This window comes from Buttiauxella sp. JUb87 (assembly GCF_004361975.1).
GTDB classification, from domain to species: Bacteria; Pseudomonadota; Gammaproteobacteria; order Enterobacterales; family Enterobacteriaceae; genus Buttiauxella; species Buttiauxella ferragutiae.
The window spans coordinates 594,163-617,254 of record NZ_SNVY01000002.1; the positions used below are offsets into that span (position 1 = coordinate 594,163).

Here is a 23,092-nt window from a genome sequence, read left to right on the forward strand (position 1 = left end):
GGATCTTTTTCACATACCAAACAACAACGAGACGAACTCGACGTTACCGCTTTGCTTCTGGAGTATATTTATCAGACTCAAACACCCCAAAGAAAAGAGGCTGTAAATGACGATCTCTGCGTTTAATCGCAAAAAACTGACGCTTCGCCCTGGTCTGTTCGTAGCACTGAGCGCCATATTTTCATTAGGCTCTACGGCCTATGCCAACGACACTCCCGCTTCAGGCTACCAGGTTGAAAAAGTGGTAATCCTCAGCCGCCACGGTGTGCGAGCACCAACCAAAATGACACAGACCATGCGCGACGTAACACCCAATACCTGGCCCGAATGGCCAGTAAAATTGGGTTATATCACGCCACGCGGTGAGCATCTGATTAGCCTGATGGGCGGGTTTTATCGCGAGAAGTTTCAACAACAGGGCATTTTATCGCAGGGCAGTTGCCCCACACCAAACTCAATTTATGTCTGGGCAGACGTTGATCAGCGCACGCTTAAAACTGGCGAAGCTTTCCTGGCAGGGCTTGCTCCGCAATGTGGTTTAACTATTCACCACCAGCAAAATCTTGAAAAAGCCGATCCGCTGTTCCATCCGGTGAAAGCGGGCACCTGTTCAATGGATAAAACTCAGGTCCAACAGGCCGTTGAAAAAGAAGCTCAAACCCCCATTGAGAATCTGAACCAGCACTATATTCCCTCTCTGGCCTTGATGAGCACGACTCTCAACTTTTCGACGTCAGCCTGGTGTCAGAAACACAGCGCGGATAAAAGCTGTGATTTAGCGCAATCCATGCCGAGCAAGCTGTCGATAAAAGATAATGGCAACAAAGTCGCTCTCGACGGGGCTATTGGCCTTTCGTCTACGCTTGCTGAAATTTTCCTGCTGGAATATGCGCAAGGGATGCCGCAAGCGGCGTGGGGGAATATTCATTCAGAGCAAGAGTGGGCGTCGCTACTGAAACTGCATAACGCCCAGTTTGATTTGATGGCGCGCACACCTTACATCGCCAGACATAACGGCACGCCTTTATTGCAGACCATCAGCAACGCGCTGGAGCCGAAAGCCGACGTAAGCAAACTGCCTGGTATCTCACCTGACAATAAGATCCTGTTTCTTGCCGGGCACGATACCAATATTGCCAATATCGCAGGCATGCTCAACATGCGCTGGACGCTACCAGGGCAACCCGATAACACCCCTCCGGGCGGCGCTTTAGTCTTTGAGCGTTTGGCCGATAAGTCAGGGAAACAATACGTTAGCGTGAGCATGGTGTATCAGACTCTCGAGCAGTTGCGATCCCAGACACCACTTAGCCTTAATCAACCTGCGGGAAGCGTACAGCTAAAAATTCCTGGCTGTAACGACCAGACGGCTGAAGGATACTGCCCGCTGTCGACGTTCACTCGCGTGGTTAGCCAAAGCGTGGAACCAGGCTGCCAGCTACAGTAAATATCAGACAAAAAAAATGCCGCTCGCGATTAAACGAACGGCATTACTTTATAGCTTCCCAGCTCGGATTAGCATGGCGAGAGCCGAAAAACTTACGCTTTGGCCATCATCAATTTACGCAGCTCAGCAAAATCGGCAGGTAGATTGTGGGAAAGCAGCGGTAAATCAGCGCGTTCGGCAAGCTCAGCAGGAAGTGGCAGAGTTTCACCGAGGATCTCCTCCACGCTTTCTTTGAATTTCGCCGGATGCGCAGTGCCGAGGAACAAACCGTATTCGCCGGGCTTGAGCTGGTCACGCAGCGCACGATAGGCGATCGCCGCGTGTGGCTCGGAAACATAACCCACCGCTTTCAGCTCTTTCATGGTGGCTTTGGTGGTTTCGTCAGTTACCGTCGCATAACCCAGATCGGTCAGGCGCCAAATCTTACGGCGGAACAACTCTTCCACACGCGGCCAGTTGTTTGGCTGGCTAACATCCATAGCGTTAGAAAGTGTCGCCACCGTAGTTTTCGGTGCCCATTCGCCGTTGGTCAGGAAACGTGGAACGGTGTCGTTGGCATTGGTCGCCGCAATAAAGCGCTTGATAGGCAGACCGAGCGATTTAGCCAGCAGGCCCGCTGTCAAATCGCCAAAGTTGCCGCTTGGCACGGAAACCACCAGCTGGTTACGAGCTTCCTGTGGCAACTGCGCCACCGCTTCAAAGTAATAGCAAATCTGTGCCAGCAAACGACTGATGTTGATAGAGTTGGCCGAGTTTAACCCCAGCGCCAATTTCAACTCTTCATCATCAAACGCTTGTTTCACCAGCGCCTGGCAGGCATCAAAATCACCGTCAATCGCGACAGTTTCAATATTACCGCCAAGCGTGCAGAACAGTTTTTCCTGCAGCGGGCTGATTTTGCCACGCGGATACAGGATAACGACGCGCACGTTTTTCAGGCCGTAGAATGCATGCGCTACCGCAGCCCCGGTATCGCCAGAAGTCGCGGTCAAAATAGTGACCGGTTTGTCGCCGCTGATATGCGTCAGCATCTGCGCCATAAAGCGGCCGCCGAAGTCTTTAAACGCCAGCGTCGGGCCGTGGAACAGCTCAAGGCAGCCGATATCTGGCTCGACGCTTTTCACCGGTGCAGGGAAAGCAAACGCCGCACGCACACGTTCTTCGAGAATTTCTTGCGGGATTTCATCACCGATAAAAGCAGACAGAATTTTGCTGCTGCGGGTGACAAAATCCATCTTCAACATTTCGTCGATTTCGGTCAGTTCAAATTCCGGTAAATCGTGTGGAAAAAACAGCCCTTGCTGTTTACCCAACCCCTGCACAATCGCCTGGGCAAAGTTGACCTGCTCGTTATGATCTTTAAGGTTATACAGTTTCATGCGTTATCCCAGAACTCGTGCGCCCGCCGTGTCCAGACGGCAAATATGTACAAAACCTTCCTGGTTCTGCAAATAATGTTGGCTGAGCCAGTCAGCCACACGTTGTGCGGTATCAGTGTTATCGCACAACGCAAACAAAGTTGGGCCGGAGCCCGAAATACCACTCGCCACTGCCCCGATATCTGCTGCGGCCTGGCGCGCTTCATTAAAGCGCGGCAGTAATTTAGCCCGGTAAGGCTCGGCAATCACATCACGCATCAGTTTTGCCGCCAGCTGTGGCTGGCGAGTGTGGCAGGCGTGAATAAAGCCCGCCAGATGGCGACCGTGGCTGATGCAATCCTGACGGCGATATTGTGCAGGAAGAATAGCGCGAGCTTCAGCGGTAGAAACTTTAATGCCCGGATATGCCAGAACCCACAGCCATTCATCAAAGCCCGGAACAGACTGGCTGATGATGCCATTTTCTTCAATCATCAACTGCATACCGCCCAGGAAACACGGCGCTACGTTGTCGTAGTGAACGCTGCCTGAAATGCGCCCTTCTAGTTCACCCATCAGGCTGAGCAAACGAGTATCGCTCAACGGTTTGCCGCAGTATTCGTTCATCGCCATTAAACCGGCGACCACGGAACACGCGCTCGACCCCAAGCCGGAGCCAATCGGCATGCTTTTTTCTAGCGTCATTGCCACTGGAATATTTTTGCCAATTTCCTGGCAGAAACGCTCCCAGCACTGATAGACGATGTTTTCGCGTGGCTCAGCGGGTAATTTGCTGGCAAAACGGCCGATGTTATTCAAACTAAAGGTGTCTGCCGCTTCAACAGTGACATAATCACCGAGCAGCGAGCCATCAATAGGCGAAACGGCCGCGCCCAGCACATCAAACCCGACACTCATATTGGCACTGGAAGCCGGGGCGTATACTTTAACCATCTTAAACTCCTAACTTCCATGACAAAGTGCGCAATAAGTCGGCGAATACACCGGCCGCAGTCACATCATTTCCTGCTCCGTAGCCGCGAAGCACCAGCGGTAACGGCTGATAGTAATGGCTGTAGAATGCCAGAGCATTTTCGCCGTTTTTAACTTTATACAGTGGGTCGTTACCATCGACCGCATCAATTTTAACTTTGCAGCTGCCATCAGCTTCAATCACGCCAACGTAGCGCAGCACTTTGCCTTCGTCGCGGGCTTGTGACACACGCGCTGAAAACTCATCATCCAGCTGCGGTATGCGCGCCATGAATGATTCAACATCACCACTGGAATCAAACGACGGCGGTAATACTGGCTCAATGACAATGTCGGACAGCTCCAGATTGCTGCCTGTTTCACGAGCCAAAATCAGCAATTTGCGCGCGACATCCATACCAGAAAGATCATCACGCGGATCAGGTTCGGTGTAGCCCATGTCGCGGGCAACGATGGTGGCTTCTGACAAGCTCATACCTTCCTCAAGTTTGCCAAAGATAAACGACAGCGAACCTGAAAGAATGCCAGAGAAACGCTGCAATTCGTCACCGGCATTGAGCAAGTTTTGCAGGTTTTCGATAACCGGCAGACCCGCCCCCACGTTGGTGTCGTAGAGGAATTTACGACGCGATTTCGCTGCTGCGTTGCGCATCTGGTGGTAGTAATTCATGGTGGAAGTGTTCGCCTTTTTGTTCGGCGTCACCACGTGGAAACCTTCGCCGAGGAAATCAGCATACTGATCCGCCACCGCCTGGCTGGAGGTACAGTCAACAATCACTGGATTGAGCAGGTGATACTCTTTCACCAGACGAATTAAACGACCCAAATTGAATGGCTCTTTCGCCACCGCCAGCTCTGCCTGCCAGTTATCCAGATTCAGGCCATGAATATTGGTTAACAACGCTTTCGAGTTCGCGATACCACAGACGCGCAGGTCAATATGCTTTTGCTTCAGCCACGCCTGCTGGCGTTTCACCTGCTCAACCAATGCCGCACCCACACCGCCGACACCAATCAGGAACACTTCGATAACCTGGTCGGTATTGAACAACATCTGATGAGTCACGCGCACGCCGGTGGTGGCCTCGTCATTGCTGACCACAACAGAGATAGAGCGCTCGGAAGAGCCCTGGGCAATCGCCACGATATTAATGTTGGCGCGAGCCAGCGCTGCAAAGAACTTGGCAGAAATACCACGCAGGGTACGCATGCCATCACCCACCACGGAGATGATCGCCAGATGCTCCATGATAGACAGCGGCTCCAGTAGCCCCTCTTTGAGCTCCAGATAAAACTCATCATCCATCGCACGACGTGCACGTACGCTATCCGCCTGCGGCACACAGAAACTGATGCTGTATTCAGAAGATGATTGAGTAATCAGCACCACAGAAATTCCGGCGCGTGACATCGCCGCAAAAACGCGGGCCGCCATGCCAACCATGCCTTTCATGCCAGGACCTGAAACGTTGAACATCGCCATGTTATTCAGGTTGGTGATGCCTTTGACCGGAAGTTCATCATCATCGCTTTCCGCGCCGATGAGGGTGCCAGGCGCTTGTGGGTTTCCGGTGTTTTTAATCAGGCAAGGAATTTGGAACTGAGCGATGGGGGAAATGGTACGTGGATGAAGAACTTTAGCGCCGAAATAAGAAAGCTCCATGGCTTCCTGATACGACATAGATTTCAATAATCTGGCATCAGGAACCTGGCGCGGGTCACAGGTATAAACACCATCTACATCCGTCCAGATCTCACAACAATCCGCACGTAAGCAGGCAGCCAGCACGGCAGCAGAATAATCAGAACCGTTGCGTCCCAGAACAACTAACTCACCTTTGTCGTTCCCGGCAGTAAAGCCTGCCATCAGGATCATATGGTCCGCCGGAATGCGGCTTGCGGCGATGCGGCGAGTGGATTCGGAGATATCGACAGTGGACTCAAGGTAGTGACCAACGGCAAGAAGTTTCTCTACCGGATTGATGACTGTCACATTGTGTCCACGAGCTTTGAGCAATTCAGCCATGATCGCGATAGAGAGCTTTTCACCACGGCAGATGATTGCCGCATTGATGCTGTCCGGGCATTGTCCCAGCAAGCTGATACCATGCAAAACATGTTTCAGCTGAGCAAACTCCTGGTCAACCGTAGCTTTGAGTTGTTCGAGTGGAAAACCAGGTTGTGCATCAGCAAGGCCTTTCAAAAGCTCACTAAAAATACGCTCTGCGTCGCTGATATTCGGTACTGCATCCTGGCCGCCGATGGTTTTTTCAATCATGGCAACGAGGTGATTGGTAATTTTCGCCGGGGCAGACAGCACGGTTGCCACCTGCCCCTGTTTGGCATTGCTTTCCAGGATATCGGCAACACGCAGAAAACGTTCTGCATTTGCCACTGAAGTACCACCGAATTTCAACACTCGCATTTATTATTACCTTTGAGTTTTTGGTCCAAAAAAAAGCCCGCACTGTTTAGGTGCGGGCTTTTTTCGTTTTTCCTGTATGCGTCAGCCCGCACCGTTACCTGTGGTAATGGTGGTTGTAATAATTGTTGTCATTGGGCTGATGCGAATCATGGATGTTGTGTGCTCGTAATATGATTTACCTATATTGACTAAAGTATCCGGTAGGCTAAGTCAATTTATTTTTAATTTTGCCACAAAGAGCAAGACTATGACTGAACGCTGATAAACCATCAAAAAACGTACTTATTGCGCTGAAAAAGCAGGGGCATTACACCCCATTTTCACTGATATTAATTCAGCTATCAGCATTTTTCACTGGCAGTTTTTTTTCAATATCATGCAGCAAACGGTGCAACATTGCCGTGTCACGCTGAGCTAATAGACCAATCCGCTGTTGCAGCCAGTCGACCATTTTTTGGTCGTCGCTGGCTTCTACACGCTCAAGGAGCGTTGCCATTCTGGAACGCAGTGCACTCAGTTGCTGAGCGTCAACCACATCATGCTCTGGTACATTTTGCTGCATCAGTGCTGATAACTGATAGCAGTAAACCATTACAGCCTGCCCGAGATTAAGCGATGGATAATCTGCCACCATCGGTACGCCAGTTAGCACATCGGCCAGTTCAAGCTCTTCGTTGGTCAACCCTGAATCTTCACGCCCAAATACCAACGCGGCAGTGCCCACCCAATTACGCTTTTCTTCGAGTAACGGAACCAGTTGCTGCGGTGTGGCGTAGTAATGGAATTTTGCGCGACTACGAGCGGTAGTCGCAATGGTAAAGTCGACGTCATGCAAAGCTTCCTCCAGCGTATTGAAATGCTGAGCATTATCCAGCACATCACCAGAACCATGCGCGACCCAACGGGCTTCTGGTTGACGGTCAGCTTCACTAGCCACAACACGCAACTCAGCAAATCCCATGGTCTTCATTGCGCGGGCTGCTGCACCAACATTTTCAGCTCTGGCAGGAGCGACCAAAATAATTAGAAAACGCATTAAAACTCTCTTAAAAAAGTATCCAAATATGGATAGTCACAAAATTAAAATGATAATACGCGGCAAAAATTTACATTAGCGCAACATTCATCTATAAAATACATTCAATTGGAATCATAAACACACTGAATGCTTTTTCGTAGTTAGACCAGTATTACAAGATGTATTGATGCTCATTATCATTCTGTTTTATATGATAAATAATACATAAGCTTGCTATCAATAATCAGATTTGCATTGTTTAATAATCAATACGCGTAACTATATTGATTATTGGAAAAATGTGACGCATGCTCGCAAAACGCGACGATGATTTCATCAAACTGTTAACGTGCTACAATTGAATTTGATATATGTCAACGAAGCGTAGTTTTATCAGATGTCTAAAGCGGTCCTGCCTGTTATGTTGCTGTTAAAATGGTATAGGATAACAACCGTTTTTGACACCGTCGGGTCCAGAGGGAAAAGTACCCACGACCAAGCTAATGATGTTGTTGACGTTGATGGAAAGTGCATCAAGAACGCAATTACGTACTTTAGTCATGTTACGCCAGACATGTTAATTTATGGCATGTATTAGGCAGGTCAGGGACTTTTGTACTTCCTGTTTTGATTTAGTTGGCAATTTTAGGTAGCAAACATGCAGACCCCGCACATTCTTATCGTCGAAGACGAATTAGTAACACGCAACACGTTAAAGAGCATTTTTGAAGCTGAAGGTTATGATGTTTTTGAAGCGACCGATGGCGCTGAAATGCATCAGATTCTTTCCGATAATGACATCAACCTGGTCATTATGGATATTAACTTGCCTGGCAAAAATGGCCTGCTGCTGGCGCGTGAATTGCGTGAGCAAGCCAATGTCGCATTGATGTTCTTGACTGGCCGCGACAACGAAGTGGATAAAATCCTGGGCCTTGAAATCGGTGCAGATGATTACATCACTAAGCCATTCAATCCACGTGAATTAACCATCCGCGCGCGCAACCTGTTGTCTCGCACAATGAACCTCGGTGCAATCAGCGAAGAACGTCGTTCCGTTGAAAGCTACAAGTTCAATGGTTGGGAACTGGATATCAACAGTCGTTCATTGGTCAGCCCAAATGGCGAGCAGTACAAGTTGCCGCGTAGCGAATTCCGCGCCATGCTGCACTTCTGTGAAAACCCTGGGAAAATTCAGTCTCGTGCTGAATTGCTGAAGAAGATGACTGGCCGTGAGCTGAAACCACACGACCGTACTGTTGACGTCACGATTCGTCGCATTCGTAAGCACTTTGAATCGACCCCAGATACACCTGAAATCATCGCCACGATTCACGGCGAAGGTTATCGCTTCTGCGGCGATTTACAGGAATAAACCTGTAATCAAACATGATTGCGAAAGGGCGGATTTTTAATCCGCCCTTTTCTTTTGCCAGAATTAAACCGCTATTTCCACAGCCTGAACCGCTCTGGATCTTTCTGGGCATCGTCTGTTGCCAGCGCCTGCACTTTTTGCCCCATCCCATACCAATCGATATGTCGGGTTAGCAGCATAATGGAGGAAAGAGCAACGAACAGTACCCCAGTGCCAAGCAACAAAGCACTGTCTTCAGACTGAAGCAGTTGCCAGAGCACCGCATCAAGAGTCAGTAACCCAAGCGTAAACATCGCACTCGCTTTCCAGCTATTCAGCACCGCTTTGAGATAGAAACCGTTAATTCCCGCGCAGACCAAACTTGCCAGCAGCCAGGCCAGGTTAAACCCTGTGTGTTCAGAAACGGCTAACAGAACGAGATAGAACATCACCAGCGAAAGGCCGACCAGTAAATACTGCATTGGGTGAACGCGTAAACCGGTCAATGTTTCCAGCAGGAAGAAACACATAAACGTCAGACCAATCAGCAAGATGGCATATTTTACTGCGCGATCTGTCAGTTGATACTGGTCTACCGGATTCGCTACGGTGACGCTAAACGCAGGAAGGCGATTAACATCAATTAACTGAGCATCACTGAAATTGGCATTAAGATTGTTGGCAAACCAGGTACTTTGCCAGTTCGCGGTAAACCCGGTTTCCGTCACGGTACGCCCACGTGGCAGGAAATCGCCCATAAAATTAGGATGCGGCCAGTTACTGGTTAAGCTGAACTGGCTATTACGCCCGATTGGCACGACAGCGAGCTGCTTCGTGCCCATCAAATCCAGATTAAAACGCAGTGTTAGCTTTTCATCCTGAAGGCGTTCGATGGGGAGAATGGCATGTAAACCCTGCTCAACGCCGGGCAGATTGCTACCGGGTTCAATAGGATAGGTTTTTCCGTTGATTTCCAGTTCACCTACTTTGCCGATACCGCGCGAATCACCGACCGCCAGCACCACGTATGGCGTACCAAAACGAGTATTTTCATCCATATCGTGATTGAGCAACTGGCGATTAAACGTGGCATCCACAGTCACCGCCGTGCGCCAGATTTGCCCCTCATAAATGCCGATATGACGTGGTTCAACGGTCTGCTTTCCCACAATATCCAGGTTTTCCGGGAGGTAATAGCGAATGAAGCGGCGCTCTTTTTTGACCTCTTTATTATCTTCCATAACAGTCGTCAGCTCCGCGACAGGAATGGCGATAAGCGGCCCGGTAAGGGTTTGCGGCCCACTGGCACTTTGGCGTAGCGACTGCTCAACATCATCCCGGTAACTGCTGCGTTCATTAATCAGCGAACTCAGCATACTCAACGGAATCAACAACACAGCCATACATCCCAACAAAGTCATCACTTTCCAGAACAACGCAGATTTAAACATAATCCCCTCCATTTTTGATTTGGCGAGGATAGCGAGCGTTTGTGGGGACGATATGAAGTTATGTGAAGAGACAGTGAAGTGAAGAAATTATTATTTCCCGGGCAAAATCAGACGAGCGACCGCACCACCCTCAGGGCGATTCTCAAGAGAAATCGTTCCGCGGTGCAAACGCGCCACCTCCTGAACAAAAGCCAGCCCCAGGCCACTGCTCTTTTGCCCGTTGCTACGCGGCAATGAGTAAAAGCGTTCGAACAAACGGCCTTGAGCGTAATCTGGAATCCCACTTCCGGTGTCTGAAACAACAATGACGGTCTGCCCAATGTTTTGCTCAACACTCAACACAATCTCACCACCTGGCGGGGTAAAATCGAGCGCGTTATCCAGCAAATTACCGATCGATTGTTCAAGTAAGGCGGCGTCACCTTCTACGACAGTGCCGTCAGGGATGTTTTCATCGATTCTTAACGTTATCTGTTTACTGCTAGCGACCACTTCACGGCTATCGCATAACGTGGAAAAAAGTGTGGGCAGATTTATCGCCTGTGCCGTAATTTCAGCGCGGCTTTCTAACTTAGCCTGGCGTAATAAATTATCGACCAACTGCTGCATGCGTAGATTTTGCTGAAGAATGTTAGCCGAAAACTTCTCCACCACTTCTGGCGGTGGGCCTTCACGTAATATTTCTGCCGCACCACGAATCGCCGCCATCGGGCTTTTCAACTCGTGAGTCAGAGCATGAACGTACTGCTCAATGTAGGTTTTCCCTTCGAGTTTCAGCCGCATACTTTCCAGGGCTAACGCCAACTTACGTAATTCACTACTGGCAGGTTTAGGCAGCGGTAAAGGGTGTTCCGTAGTGACCGAATCGGCATAGCGAACCAGTTTCCCGATAGCCCGGTTAATCCACAGCACAAACCCGAAACCAATCATCAAAGCAATGCCAAGCAGCGCAACACCCGCCCACAAAATACGCCGCTCGCTGCGACGTATTACCGGGTCCATTGCGCTGTTTGGTTTGCCTACGCTCAACACGCCGATAATGTTTTGTCCGTCGCGGACGGGTGCAGCCACATACATTACGGTGCTTTCAGGATTGTTTGCATTAACTGGCGTACTGCGTGCGCCGTATTTTCCTTTCAGCGTGAGCCAAACATCGTTCCATTGCGAGTAATCCTGGCCTGTCGCTTTTCCAGTGGAATCAAAAAGCACTATGCCTTTGTCATTGGTCAGATAAACACGGTATTCATTTTTAGACTTGGTAATGCCGCTGATATTGGCACTAAGCTTGTGTTGATTGAGATGGGAAAAAGCCTGGGCCAGCTCACCATTTTGCGCGTTACCCGCCAGCATATCTGCACGCGCAAATTCAGCAAGCAATGTAGCTGTATCAATTAACGTGCCTTCCGTTGCACGCCGGACGCCTGGTTTCACCTCTTGCAAAAATATAGAGAGAACAAACCAGGCCGCAATCGCCACAATCAAAAAATAGCCCAGCAACAGACGCATCCCAATACGCATCAACTCACTCCAAGGCTGTAGCCTAAGCCACGGTGCGTATTGATCGGTGAAAGATCGGGGTTAATTGCACGCAGTTTGGCGCGCAAGGTTTTGATGTGTGTATCAACCGTTCGATCAAAACTATCCTCGGCTGTACTCCACACTAAATCCATGAGTTGCTGGCGTGAAAACACACGCCCAGGCCATTGCAAAAAAGTCTTCAGTAACAAGTACTCATAGCGGGTGAGCAGCAATGGCTGCTGGCACCAGGTAATATGCGCCGCCATTTCATTGACTTCGAACTGACCAATGCGCTGTACACTTATCGTCAGACCTTGCCGTTGTTTTTGCAAACGACGTAGCACTGTTCGCACCCGCGCACACACTTCACGAGGTGAAAACGGCTTCGCGATATAATCATCAGCACCGATCTCCAGGCCAATCAGCCGATCAACCTCCTCACTGCGAGCAGTCAGAAACAGCAACGGGAGATCTGGATAATCCGCGAGTAAACGGCGACAAAGCTCGAAGCCATTAATATCTGGCAAGCCGACATCAAGAATCGCCAGATCAGGACGTTCTTCTCGCACGGCATCCAGCACAGGCAAACCCCGTTCGAAAGCACGCACAGAAAACCCCTCCTGCTGCAACGTATAGATCAACGTATCCGCAATACTGGTTTCATCTTCAACTAACCAGATAGTGGCCTGGCTCATCACGAACTCCCTGTTATTTCCACGGCATAATCGGCACGGCGCTTATCGCGTTTTTAGGCGAACCGTCGACCACTTTATCGGAGTAAGCCAGATACGCCAGCGTGTTGCGTTTAGCATCGTAGAAACGTACTACTTGCAGCTTCTTGAAGACCAGTGATGTCCGCTTCTGGAAAACAACATCACCCTCTGTTTTACCTGCTTTTATCTTTTCGTTTAGCTCAACTGGCCCCACTTGCTGGCAAGAAATCGCCGCATCGGAAGTATCTTCTGCCAGACCCAGTCCGCCTTTAATGCCACCCGTTTTTGCACGGCTAACATAGCAAGTCACGTTTTGTACATCCGGGTCATCAAATGCTTCAACAACAATTTTATGGTCCGGGCCAATCATCTTAAAAACAGTGTCTACTGAACCAATTTGTTCGGCTTTGACGCCCAACGAAACAAGCAGTAATAAACTGAGGGGAGCTAAAACTTTATATTTCATATTGTTACCATTAGTTAAGGTTGCCTTTAGAGACTATTAACTCTTTGTGCTAAAAAATCGTTTAATATCACGTTATTAATAAAATTTTCCGAATGAGTAGCTGATTTTGGCACGTCTTGTTAAAAAAAACTCTGAATGTCAAAACAACAAAAAGTGCTATCATCGCCCACATTAACGGCACTCACCGTGTCAGGATGAGGATATTATATGGATCAGGCAGGGATCATTCGTGATCTATTAACCTGGCTAGAGGGCCATTTGGATCAACCTCTGTCACTGGATAATGTGGCGGCAAAAGCAGGTTATTCCAAGTGGCATCTACAACGGATGTTTAAAGAGGTCACGGGTCACGCCATTGGCGCATACATCCGTGCTCGCCGACTTTCAAAATCTGCTGTGGCACTGCGCCTGACTGCGCGACCGATTCTCGATATTGCGTTGCAGTATCGTTTTGACTCACAGCAAACCTTTACTCGTGCATTCAAAAAGCAGTTTGCTCAAACGCCAGCGCTCTATCGCCGTTCTCCCGACTGGAGCTCGTTCGGTATGCGTCCACCGCTGCGTTTAGATGCGTTTACACTGCCGCAAGCGCAATTTGTCACGCTGCCGGAAACCCATTTAGTGGGTGTCACGCAAAGCTACAGCTGTACGCTTGAGCAAATATCTGATTTCCGTAATGAAATGCGTATTCAGTTCTGGACACAATTCCTCGGCAATGCGCCAACGTTGCCACGTGTGTTATACGGCCTGCATGAGCCACGTCCAAGCATTGAGAAAGATGACGAACAGGAAGTCTTCTATACCACTGCGCTGACACCAGAAATGGCGAATGGATTCTTACCAGACTCTCATCCGGTCAGGTTGGAAGGTGGTGATTACGTGCAATTCGACTACGAAGGCCCGGGCACCGGTTTGCAGGAGTTCATCCTGACAATTTATGGCACCTGCATGCCATCGCTTAATCTGACGCGCCGTAAAGGTCAGGATATTGAACGCTTCTTCCCGCAAGAAGAAGCGCGTGTTCAGGACCGACCAATGCAGATCAGATGTGAATATCTGATCCCAGTACGTCGTTAATTAGCGCTGTAATTCATCCAACGCAGGGGCGTCTAAATGTGAGATGTCCCCTGCTGTTTCTACCACCCAGCCAGAAGCTAACCACGGGCTGTGCTGGTGATCGACACGGGAAATCGAACAGTTTCTTAAACGTAAGCGACGTTCAGCCCAGGCCGGTAATCCCAGAATGGTACTCACCAGGCAACCTAACGCCATACCGTGGCTAACCAGCAATGGGCGGCTACCAGATGGTAAATCCAGGCAAGCATTTAAAGCCGCGTGCATACGCTCGCTCATCTCCAGCATGCTTTCCCCATCGGGAATTCGCCCATTGGTCGTGCCATTCACCAGTTGGCGACGCCAGCCTTCTTCTTCTTCGTTTAGCGTGTCCAGATTGCGGCGTTCTAACACCCCCATATCCAGTTCACGTAAACGCGAATCCAGCGTGACATCTACACCACATGCAAGAGCGATAATCTCAGCAGTGTGGCGGGTACGCCCTAAATCACTGGAGATGACGTGTGTAATGCCTAACGTTTTGGCACGCTCGGCCACCTGCTCGGCCTGACGTTCCCCTTTTTCAGTCAGCGCACTGTCTGACTGGCCCTGAATGCGACGTTCTGCATTCCACTGCGTTTCGCCGTGGCGAACAAGGTATACCTGTAACATGCGATTTATCCGTTATACTGCGGCAACAATTTCTAGAGAGTTTCACTGATTATGTACCATGTCGTCTGCGCAACAACCAATCCAGCTAAAATTCAGGCAATTCACCAGGCATTCGACGACATCTTTGGTGAAGGATGCTGCCATATTGAACCCGTTGCCGTCGATAGCGGAGTGCCAGAACAACCCTTCGGAAACCATGAAACGCGAACTGGCGCACGATGCCGGGTAATGAATGCCCGTCAGGTTCGCCCTGAAGCCGATTTTTGGGTTGCGGTTGAAGCGGGAATTGATGACGACAGTACTTTTAGCTGGGTGGTTATTGAAAACCAAAACCAGCGCGGCGAAGCCCGTTCGGCCACACTGCCTCTACCGTCGATTATTCTTGAAAAAGTCCGCGCGGGAGAAGCTTTAGGGCCGGTGATGTCGGCATATACCGGCATCGATAAAATTGGCAATAAAGAAGGCGCGATTGGGGTATTTACCGCCGGGAAGCTCACGCGCAGCAGCGTTTACCAGCAGGCGGTGATTCTGGCGCTTAGCCCGTTCCACAACGCGATTTATAGCTAACTTTTATTGCCTAATAATTCCTGCTCCAGCCAGGCACGCAATGCCGGTGGAGCAGATTTCAGGCTATTTGAACCGCGCGTAATGGTGGCAATTCCCGCGCCAAGTTCATTTTTGAGTTCCCGCTGGCTCATCTCACCCCGCAATAACTCTTCGATAATTCTGACCCGTGTTCCGAGGGCGGTACGTTCGTCTGGGGTCAGCAACAACATTAACAACGGCATATGCAGCTGTTTATCGAACGATTGCTGGAGCAGCTCCACAAAACGGAGCCACTCCTGATTGCTTTGCTCGGCGTGCTCTGCCGAGTATTGAGAATGCTGAGTCATGTCGCCACCATACTATTCAACTAGTACGATACAATATCATAGACACTGCAAAATCAATAACGGCGTTGCCATTCAGCCTCTGTCAGCAATGGTGCAGATTTACCCATGAAGTACTTATAGTACGCATCATATGCCAGCACGTTTTTCACATATCCACGAGTTTCCGAGAAAGGAATACTCTCAACAAACGCCACCGCGTCAATGCGTCCGGCACTGTTGCCAAGCCAGGTTCTGACTCGCCCAGGCCCCGCGTTATAAGCAGCGGATGAGAAAATCCGGTTGTTCTCAAATTGCTGAGAGACGGACTGCAAATAAGTCGTACCAATATTGATATTGGTTTCTGGCTCAAGCAGTTGCGATGGGCTGCTGTAACCCGGAATACCAAAAACCTTCACCGTATGTGCGGCTGTAGCCGGCATAACCTGCATCAGACCACTCGCCCCCACCGGTGACCTGACTTTCGGGTTCCAGGCACTTTCCTGACGCGCAATCGCCATGGCATAACTTTGCGAGATGTCTTTGCCGCTCACGTAGCGGGCGAAAATATCTTTGTAAGCCAGTGGGAATCGCTCTTCCAGATGATCCCAAAGCTTCCCGGCGATCGTCGCCTGCACGCTGAGATCCCACCAATTTTGATCAAACGCGTAACGTGCTAATCCTTCCTGTTCTGGTTTGCTGCGACTGGAGATCAAATTAGCCCATTCGCTGCGTGCAGTGTTATCCAAATTCCAGTACATCAGCTCGCGAACACGCGCCATTTCTGGCCCCTGAACTAACGCCGGATTCACCGCCACCGCTTTGTCGACGCGTAACGGATATTCTTCCCCCAGGCGTTGAGCCGCCACCATTGGATAAAATCCGCGTTGTTGCATCAGCGAGAGAAGGATCTCATTTGCTTCCGAATCACGACCACGTTCCAGCAACAAATCTGCCTGCCAGTAGCGCCATTCATCTTTCTCTTTGGCTTCCATTGGCAAGCGCGCAAGCCAGGTATTCAGGCCAGTACGATCACCCGTTCCCAGCGCCATGCGCACACGCCGCTCAACCAGCGAGGTTGATTCAGAACGCATGATTGCATCATCGCGCCATGCCGCTTGCTCAGCCGTCACGTCGTTGCCCATTAACCGCCAGGCAACAGTGTCTCTGAGTTCCTGAGCCTGTGCGTCATTCAATTGCTGTGCCTGAATCAGTGAGGGGATCATCAAACGCGCATTTTCTACGTCATCGCGCGCGACACGCGTGAACGCCACCGCAGCCGCCTGGCGCGTAAAGTCAGTTGCACCAACGGTGCGGGCAAACGACAGCACTGTTTTCGGGTCGTTTTGTAGGCTGATCAGTGCGCTGGAAATGGTCTGGAATTGCGCAGGCATTTGGCTTGCGAGATTGGTCACCAGTGAAGAGTTACCTTCTTTCATCGCCAGACGAATACGTTCCAGGTAAGCCAACGGATCTTGCGTTCCCGACGATCGCCATGCTGAGAACAGACGATCGCAGCTCGATGGCAGATTTTTGCCCGTTAGCCACAGATCCTTGGCTCCGACCCATGCGGCATCTACCTGGCCGGTATTCCATTTTGCGTAGTAATAATTACATTTGGATTCGGTGGTGCCCGGTTGTTCAGGGCTAAACGCCAGCAGACCACGCCAGTCTTCGCGGCGAGCCAGTTCATTAACAAAGCGTGATTTCAGCGCGCGGGCTGGTGGTAACGTAGGGTTAGCCTCAATAAACTGACTGACGGCGAGCGTTGGCTCATTCATTAAATCATCAGTGATAAGGCGATATTCGAGATAAGGATAAAGTGGATAATCCTGCAACGTGGGCAACATGCGCTGCACCACATCCATTTGCTTGTTATCCCATGCTTGTTTGATTTGTGCATATCGGCTGCGTTGCTCGTCGAGCGAATCCGCGCGAACTGCATGAGTTATTGCCGCAAGGCTTACAACTGCGACCAGCAATTGTCCCACGACTTGTTTGGCTATCCCCACAAGTTCTCCTCACATGTTCACCGGCAGCATCGTGCCGCCATTAATTACTTCATGCTAACCCTGGTATTACAGATTCGCCACGCCAAAGGGCGTTATTTTGTCGATAAAAGCGTTAAGGCGGTTTCGGGTAACACATCCCGCTTCCCCTGCTGGGATTACCTGCTGAAAACGGCTACACTTCGCCACTAATACGCACCATCTTAAATCACGAAAAAGAGGCGAAGTCGCACTGTGGCTCAATTCGTTTATACCATGCATCGTGTCGGCAAAGTTGTTCCGCCGAAACGCCATATTCTGAAAAACATCTCGCTCAGTTTCTTCCCTGGCGCCAAAATTGGTGTACTGGGTCTGAACGGTTCCGGTAAATCCACGCTGCTGCGCATTATGGCCGGCATTGATACCGACATCGAAGGCGAAGCCCGTCCACAACCTGGTTTGAAAATTGGCTATCTGCCTCAGGAACCTCAGCTCAACCTCGAGCACACGGTTCGTGAATCCGTTGAAGAAGCGGTATCCGAAGTCGTTAACGCGCTGAAAGGTCTGGATGAAGTCTACGCAAAATATGCCGAACCAGACGCTGACTTCGATAAGCTTGCTGCACAGCAAGGCAAGTTTGAAGAAATCATCCAGGCACACGATGGCCATAACCTGAATGTTCAACTGGAGCGTGCTGCTGATGCACTGCGTCTGCCGGAGTGGGACGCTAAAATTGAAAACCTGTCTGGTGGTGAGCGCCGCCGCGTAGCACTTTGCCGCCTGCTGCTCGAAAAACCAGACATGCTGCTGCTCGACGAACCAACGAACCACCTGGATGCTGAATCCGTGGCGTGGCTCGAGCGCTTCCTGCACGATTTCGAAGGCACCGTTGTGGCGATTACCCACGACCGTTACTTCCTCGATAACGTGGCTGGCTGGATTCTGGAACTTGACCGCGGCGAAGGTATTCCGTGGGAAGGTAACTACTCCTCATGGCTTGAGCAGAAAGACGAACGTCTGGCTCAGGAAGCCTCATCGGAAGCGGCTCGCCGTAAATCCATTGAGAAAGAGCTGGAGTGGGTACGTCAGGGTGCGAAAGGCCGCCAGTCTAAAGGCAAGGCGCGTCTGGCTCGCTTTGAAGAACTTAACAGCACTGAATACCAGAAACGTAACGAAACCAACGAACTGTTTATCCCACCAGGCGCACGTCTGGGCGATAAAGTCGTTGAGGTTACCAACCTGCGTAAATCCTACGGCGACCGCCTGCTGATTGAAGACCTGACATTCGCCGTACCGAAAGGCGCGATTGTCGGGATCATCGGCCCGAACGGCGCGGGTAAATCTACCCTGTTCCGTATGATGTCAGGCCAGGAACAACCAGACAGCGGCACCATTGAACTAGGTGAAACCGTGAAACTGGCTTCTGTCGATCAGTTCCGTGACGCGATGGATAACAGCAAAACCGTGTGGGAAGAAGTTTCCGGCGGTCAGGACATCATGCGTATCGGCAACACCGAAATGCCAAGCCGCGCTTACGTTGGTCGCTTTAACTTTAAAGGCGTTGACCAGGGTAAACGTGTTGGTGAGTTGTCCGGTGGTGAACGCGGTCGTCTGCACCTGGCGAAGCTGCTGCAAGTTGGCGGCAACGTACTACTGCTCGATGAACCAACCAACGACCTGGATATCGAAACCCTGCGCGCGTTAGAAAACGCCCTGCTGGAGTTCCCAGGCTGTGCCATGGTTATCTCGCACGACCGTTGGTTCCTTGACCGTATCGCCACGCATATTCTGGATTACCAGGATGAAGGTAAAGTGGAGTTCTTTGAAGGTAACTTTACTGAGTACGAAGAGTACAAGAAACGCACCCTGGGTGCGGATGCGCTGGAACCTAAGCGTATTAAGTACAAGCGTGTAACGAAGTAATTGTTGTAACGCCCTAACCCTCTCCCTCAGGAGAGGGAATTAAGCGGTTTTCTCCCTCTCCATCAGGGAGAGGGCCGGGGTGAGGGTTGTTTTATCCACGCTCGCCAATTAAGCCCTTCACCAAATCCACACAGCGCAAGAAGCGTGAATCGTAGTCAGACTCTTCCACATGCACGTAGCTAATGTTGTTTTCATTCAGCATCGACACCAGCAAGTTCTGGAAAGATTTCCTGTCGGTATCGCTGCCAAGGCTGCGTAAACCATCCGCTACCCACGGCGTATTGTTTTCCAGCAAAATCACCAGATCAAAGCGGTACTCGTCGATCAGGGCCTGTACAAACGGGTGCTCACGCCCTTCATACTTTTTGCAGAACGCCTGAGTCGTCACAAAGTCAGTATCAATAAATGCCACTTTATTGGCGTATTTAACGGCAAAATCAACGTACTGAGCATGCCCAATAGCAATCTTGTCGTAGTCAGAATATTGCAGCGCCATCTCATCACCACCGAGGTGTGAAAAGACGTAATCACGCCCATATTCCCAGGCACTGGTGGTGTTGAAAATATTAGCGAGCTTATTCACCATCCACGATTTCCCGCTCGATTCACCACCCAGAATAGCCACGGTTCTGACAAAGAACGGTTTTACTTCGGTGGGAATATATTCCCAATAGCGGAACGGATTTTCGCGAATCTGGCCGCCGCTGATATTCATGAAGGTGCGCTTCGGGTCGATAAGCACCGTTTCAATGCCGAGCTGTTCAATAAAACGGGGCGCATCGCTCTCTTCGGAGGTATAGATGCAGTCGGGGTTAATCCCTTTGCTTTCCATGAACGCTTTGATACCGCGACTCCAGACATCCCAACCGTGCGGATACGGTTCCATCCCTTCTTCGTTAAACGAATGAATGCGGATATTTTTCTGATACTTGAAGGTCTGTAACAGCCAACGCAGGCGGTCACCGGTGGTCGGTTGCTGCGACATCGCACTGTCTTCAAACAGCAAGCGATCGCGAGTTTCGTCATAGCCCATGATGATATGCAGTTCATCAACCTGGCTTGCCGCGCGCTGAATCAGATAGATATGGCCAGTATGCAACGGATAAAACTTGCCGAATACCACGCCTACTTTTTTCTCACGCCGTGGAAATTCCAGCCCCAAAAAACGATGCAATGCTTCCAGTTTCTGCGCGCTTGGGCTTTTGATTTTGGCGTTCAGTAACTGGCTAAGATAGCCCTTGGTCATGCCGCAGGATTCTGCAACTTGCTGTAGCGTAACGCTCTGCTGACGAATAGCAGTCTTCAGATAATCAAAAGACGACATGCTGCCTCCTGCAAAATTGGGCAAATATCAATTATAAGTCGTCAAACACCGACAACGCATCAGCCAGTTTTTTCACACCGAAGACCTGCATCCCTTCCGGTAGTTTTTTCGGCACGTTGGCCTGCGGCACAATCGCACGTTTAAAGCCGTGTTTTGCAGCTTCTGAAATACGCTCCTGGCCGCTTGGCACCGGACGAATTTCCCCGGCTAACCCGACTTCACCAAACACCACCAAATCTTGCGGCAAAGCACGGTTGCGCAGGCTGGAAACCATCGCCAACAACAAGGCAAGGTCAGCACTGGTTTCGGTGACTTTCACGCCACCGACCACGTTGACAAACACATCCTGGTCAGCCATTTGCAGGCCACCGTGGCGGTGCAAAACGGCCAGCAGAATCGCCAGGCGGTTTTGCTCAAGACCCACGGCGACACGGCGCGGGTTGGACATCATGGATTGATCCACCAGCGCCTGAATCTCTACCAGCAATGGGCGCGTGCCTTCCCACACCACCATAACCGAACTGCCGGGCGTCACTTCATCTCCACGGCTCAGGAAAATAGCGGAAGGGTTGCTCACTTCACGCAGCCCTTGCTCCGTCATGGCAAACACGCCTAACTCATTCACCGCACCAAAGCGGTTTTTGTGGCTGCGCAGCGTGCGGAAACGGGAATCGGCATCGCCATCGAGCATCACCGAGCAGTCGATACAGTGTTCGAGCACTTTTGGCCCGGCAAGCGAACCATCTTTGGTGACGTGGCCGACCATGATAATCGCCACACCGCGCGTTTTAGCAAAGCGCGTCAGATAAGCGGCTGACTCACGCACCTGCGCCACACTGCCAGGCGACGACTGTACGTCGGCCATGTGCATCACCTGAATGGAGTCGATAACCATCAGCTTCGGCGCTTCTTCCTCGGCAATCATACAGATTTGTTCGATGCCAGTTTCCGAAAGCATATTCAGGTTATTGGTCGGCAACCCAAGACGGTGGGCGCGCATCGCCACTTGTTGCAGCGACTCTTCACCGGTGACGTACAACGTTTTCATCTGTTCGCTGAGCTTGCATAAGGTTTGCAACAGCAGCGTGGATTTACCTGCACCAGGATTACCACCAATCAGAATGGCACTTCCCGGCACCACACCGCCGCCTAACACGCGGTCAAACTCTTTAAAACCAGTAGAAAAACGCGGCAGCTCTTCGAGGCTGATTTCAGAAAGTTTTTGAACTTTACTGACGCCCGCACTACCGGCATAACCTGACAAACGCTCATTACGCGCAACCGTCGGCGAGGCGGCAATGCGCACCTCAGTGATCGTGTTCCATGCGTGACAGGCGCTGCATTGCCCCTGCCAGCGAGGATAGTCTGCGCCGCACTCGTTGCAGACAAAGGCGCGTTTCGGAGCTTTTGCCATTAGCGTTCTTCCTGGATAAGGCTACCGGACAGAATGCAGAATACGCCCATCAAATCAGCATGACGGATGGTGACTTCTGTTTTCTCATTCACTTTAGGTTTAGCGTGGAAAGCAATGCCCAGGCCCGCCGATTGAATCATCGGTAAGTCATTCGCCCCATCACCAATCGCGACGGTTTGCGCGACGGGGATTTCGTATTTATCTGCCAGACGCTGGAGCGTTGTGGCTTTGAATTGTGCATCAACGATTTGACCGATGACTTCGCCAGTGAGCTTGCCGTCGCAGATTTCCAGCTCGTTTGCCACCACTGCATCTAAATGCAATTTGTCGCGCAGATATTCGGCGAAGAAGGTGAAACCACCGGAGGCAATCGCAACTTTCCAGCCAAGAGATTCAAGCTTAAGTACCAGTGACGTCAGCCCTGGCATCAACGGTAGTTCATCACGCACCTGGCGCAGAATAGACGCGTTAGCACCTTTAAGCGTGCCAACGCGTTGTTTCAAGCTTGCGGCAAAATCCAGCTCGCCACGCATCGCGCGCTCGGTGACTTCAGCCACCATTTCGCCAGTGCCTGCCAGTTTCGCGATTTCATCGATACATTCTATTTGGATGGCGGTGGAATCCATGTCCATCACCAGCAGGCCAGGCGTGCGCAGATGCGGGATTTTGCCCAGTGGCGCAACATCCAGACCGGCTTCGTGGGCAAGTTTGGTAGCGCGAGGAGTTAATGAACCGGCCAGGCGAATAACCTGATAATCTTCAACGCACCACGCGGTGACGATAACCATCGCCGCTCCTAACTTACGTTGATAGCGATTCAGGCACTCTTTATCCAGATTCCGACCATACAGAAGCCAGCCGCTGCGGCCAGCACGGTAATCGAGTGGCATAACTTCATCGCCACTTAACGATAGCGGCAAACCAGGCCAGAGAGATACGTCGGTTGGCAGGTCGCACCAGGTCAGACTATTCGGCATCACAACTCCAGGAAAGATTTAAGAGATAGCATTAATCATTCGGATTACAGCCAACACTGCAGCAATTCGAATGATTAAGGGTATTCGGAACAAAACAACGCATGAGGCTACCTTGTCCACGCCGCTTCT

General features: G+C 50.7%; 20 protein-coding genes, 1 pseudogene and 1 other annotated feature. Of the genes and pseudogenes, 5 read left to right on the forward strand and 16 right to left on the reverse strand.

Annotated elements, in window-relative coordinates; genetic code table 11:
- Positions 1 to 106 precede the first annotated feature (106 nt).
- The gene (locus EC843_RS10935) at positions 107 to 1,447 is read left to right on the forward strand and encodes an AppA family phytase/histidine-type acid phosphatase (RefSeq protein ID WP_133522247.1); all 1,341 of its coding nucleotides are present in this window, start codon (positions 107 to 109) and stop codon (positions 1,445 to 1,447) included.
- 92 nt (positions 1,448 to 1,539) lie between these two features.
- Here the strand turns inward: EC843_RS10935 and thrC are convergent, their stop codons facing one another.
- From thrC to yjjY, 6 genes and pseudogenes are all read right to left on the reverse strand, one after another.
- On the reverse strand, positions 1,540 to 2,826 hold the full coding sequence (gene thrC, locus EC843_RS10940; protein ID WP_133522248.1) for a threonine synthase: 1,287 nt from the start codon (positions 2,824 to 2,826) through the stop codon (positions 1,540 to 1,542).
- Between the two features lie 3 nt (positions 2,827 to 2,829).
- Positions 2,830 to 3,759 (reverse strand): homoserine kinase, encoded by a 930-nt coding sequence (gene thrB / locus EC843_RS10945; protein WP_133522249.1) that lies wholly within the window; start codon positions 3,757 to 3,759, stop codon positions 2,830 to 2,832.
- 1 nt (position 3,760) lies between these two features.
- The gene (gene thrA, locus EC843_RS10950) at positions 3,761 to 6,223 is read right to left on the reverse strand and encodes a bifunctional aspartate kinase/homoserine dehydrogenase I (RefSeq protein WP_064543385.1); all 2,463 of its coding nucleotides are present in this window, start codon (positions 6,221 to 6,223) and stop codon (positions 3,761 to 3,763) included.
- 26 nt (positions 6,224 to 6,249) lie between these two features.
- Positions 6,250 to 6,366, reverse strand: a sequence feature (Thr leader region).
- Positions 6,305 to 6,373 (reverse strand): thr operon leader peptide, encoded by a 69-nt coding sequence (thrL, locus tag EC843_RS10955; RefSeq protein ID WP_072009468.1) that lies wholly within the window; start codon positions 6,371 to 6,373, stop codon positions 6,305 to 6,307. Its footprint overlaps the feature before it by 62 nt.
- 184 nt (positions 6,374 to 6,557) lie before the next feature.
- Positions 6,558 to 7,259, reverse strand: coding sequence for a tRNA/rRNA methyltransferase (locus EC843_RS10960; RefSeq protein WP_133522250.1), 702 nt, complete (start codon positions 7,257 to 7,259; stop codon positions 6,558 to 6,560).
- A gap of 401 nt (positions 7,260 to 7,660) precedes the next feature.
- Positions 7,661 to 7,803 (reverse strand): annotated as a pseudogene (gene yjjY, locus EC843_RS10965) (protein YjjY).
- Positions 7,804 to 7,899: 96 nt separating this feature from the next.
- Between yjjY and arcA the strand changes: the two are divergent.
- Positions 7,900 to 8,616 carry a two-component system response regulator ArcA gene (gene arcA, locus EC843_RS10970; protein WP_034459438.1) on the forward strand — a complete coding sequence of 239 codons (717 nt, stop codon included), beginning with the start codon at positions 7,900 to 7,902 and terminating at the stop codon, positions 8,614 to 8,616.
- A gap of 71 nt (positions 8,617 to 8,687) precedes the next feature.
- On the opposite strand, the gene creD is transcribed toward arcA, so the two are convergent.
- From creD to creA, 4 genes are all read right to left on the reverse strand, one after another.
- Complete coding sequence (gene creD, locus EC843_RS10975; protein WP_133522251.1) at positions 8,688 to 10,046, reverse strand: cell envelope integrity protein CreD; 1,359 nt, start codon at positions 10,044 to 10,046, stop codon at positions 8,688 to 8,690.
- Positions 10,047 to 10,136: 90 nt separating this feature from the next.
- Positions 10,137 to 11,564 carry a two-component system sensor histidine kinase CreC gene (gene creC / locus EC843_RS10980; protein ID WP_133522252.1) on the reverse strand — a complete coding sequence of 476 codons (1,428 nt, stop codon included), beginning with the start codon at positions 11,562 to 11,564 and terminating at the stop codon, positions 10,137 to 10,139.
- A complete protein-coding gene (gene creB / locus EC843_RS10985) occupies positions 11,564 to 12,259 on the reverse strand; it encodes a two-component system response regulator CreB (protein WP_064543377.1) in 696 nt (231 codons plus the stop codon). Before creB ends, creC begins: the two co-directional genes overlap by 1 nt.
- A 13-nt stretch (positions 12,260 to 12,272) precedes the next feature.
- Complete coding sequence (gene creA, locus EC843_RS10990; protein WP_064543375.1) at positions 12,273 to 12,743, reverse strand: protein CreA; 471 nt, start codon at positions 12,741 to 12,743, stop codon at positions 12,273 to 12,275.
- A 207-nt stretch (positions 12,744 to 12,950) separates the two neighbouring features.
- Between creA and robA the strand changes: the two genes are divergently transcribed.
- Positions 12,951 to 13,820, forward strand: a complete 870-nt coding sequence (gene robA, locus EC843_RS10995; protein ID WP_064543373.1) for an MDR efflux pump AcrAB transcriptional activator RobA — start codon at positions 12,951 to 12,953, stop codon at positions 13,818 to 13,820.
- Here robA and gpmB read toward each other — a convergent pair whose 3' ends face one another.
- A complete protein-coding gene (gene gpmB, locus EC843_RS11000; protein WP_133522253.1) occupies positions 13,821 to 14,468 on the reverse strand; it encodes a 2,3-diphosphoglycerate-dependent phosphoglycerate mutase GpmB in 648 nt (215 codons plus the stop codon).
- Between the two features lie 51 nt (positions 14,469 to 14,519).
- On the opposite strand from gpmB, the gene yjjX reads away from it, so the two are divergent.
- Complete coding sequence (yjjX, locus tag EC843_RS11005; RefSeq protein WP_064543369.1) at positions 14,520 to 15,035, forward strand: inosine/xanthosine triphosphatase; 516 nt, start codon at positions 14,520 to 14,522, stop codon at positions 15,033 to 15,035.
- Here yjjX and trpR read toward each other — a convergent pair.
- Positions 15,032 to 15,361 carry a trp operon repressor gene (gene trpR / locus EC843_RS11010; RefSeq protein ID WP_133522254.1) on the reverse strand — a complete coding sequence of 110 codons (330 nt, stop codon included), beginning with the start codon at positions 15,359 to 15,361 and terminating at the stop codon, positions 15,032 to 15,034. The two genes, yjjX and trpR, sit on opposite strands and share 4 nt — an antisense overlap.
- A gap of 53 nt (positions 15,362 to 15,414) precedes the next feature.
- The gene (gene sltY, locus EC843_RS11015; RefSeq protein WP_064543365.1) at positions 15,415 to 17,349 is read right to left on the reverse strand and encodes a murein transglycosylase; all 1,935 of its coding nucleotides are present in this window, start codon (positions 17,347 to 17,349) and stop codon (positions 15,415 to 15,417) included.
- A gap of 231 nt (positions 17,350 to 17,580) precedes the next feature.
- Between sltY and ettA the strand changes: the two genes are divergently transcribed.
- Positions 17,581 to 19,248: an energy-dependent translational throttle protein EttA gene (gene ettA / locus EC843_RS11020; protein ID WP_064543363.1), complete on the forward strand. Its 1,668-nt coding sequence runs from the start codon at positions 17,581 to 17,583 to the stop codon at positions 19,246 to 19,248.
- A 91-nt stretch (positions 19,249 to 19,339) separates the two neighbouring features.
- On the opposite strand, the gene nadR is transcribed toward ettA, so the two are convergent.
- Genes nadR through serB form a run of 3 tightly spaced genes read right to left on the reverse strand, consistent with a single transcriptional unit; the run spans position 19,340 to position 22,963 of the window.
- Positions 19,340 to 20,572 carry a multifunctional transcriptional regulator/nicotinamide-nucleotide adenylyltransferase/ribosylnicotinamide kinase NadR gene (nadR, locus tag EC843_RS11025; protein WP_064543361.1) on the reverse strand — a complete coding sequence of 411 codons (1,233 nt, stop codon included), beginning with the start codon at positions 20,570 to 20,572 and terminating at the stop codon, positions 19,340 to 19,342.
- A gap of 31 nt (positions 20,573 to 20,603) precedes the next feature.
- Positions 20,604 to 21,986 carry a DNA repair protein RadA gene (gene radA / locus EC843_RS11030; RefSeq protein WP_064543359.1) on the reverse strand — a complete coding sequence of 461 codons (1,383 nt, stop codon included), beginning with the start codon at positions 21,984 to 21,986 and terminating at the stop codon, positions 20,604 to 20,606.
- Positions 21,986 to 22,963: a phosphoserine phosphatase gene (serB, locus tag EC843_RS11035; protein WP_064543357.1), complete on the reverse strand. Its 978-nt coding sequence runs from the start codon at positions 22,961 to 22,963 to the stop codon at positions 21,986 to 21,988. The genes radA and serB overlap by 1 nt, the downstream gene beginning before the upstream one ends.
- Between the last annotated feature and the right edge of the window lie 129 nt (positions 22,964 to 23,092).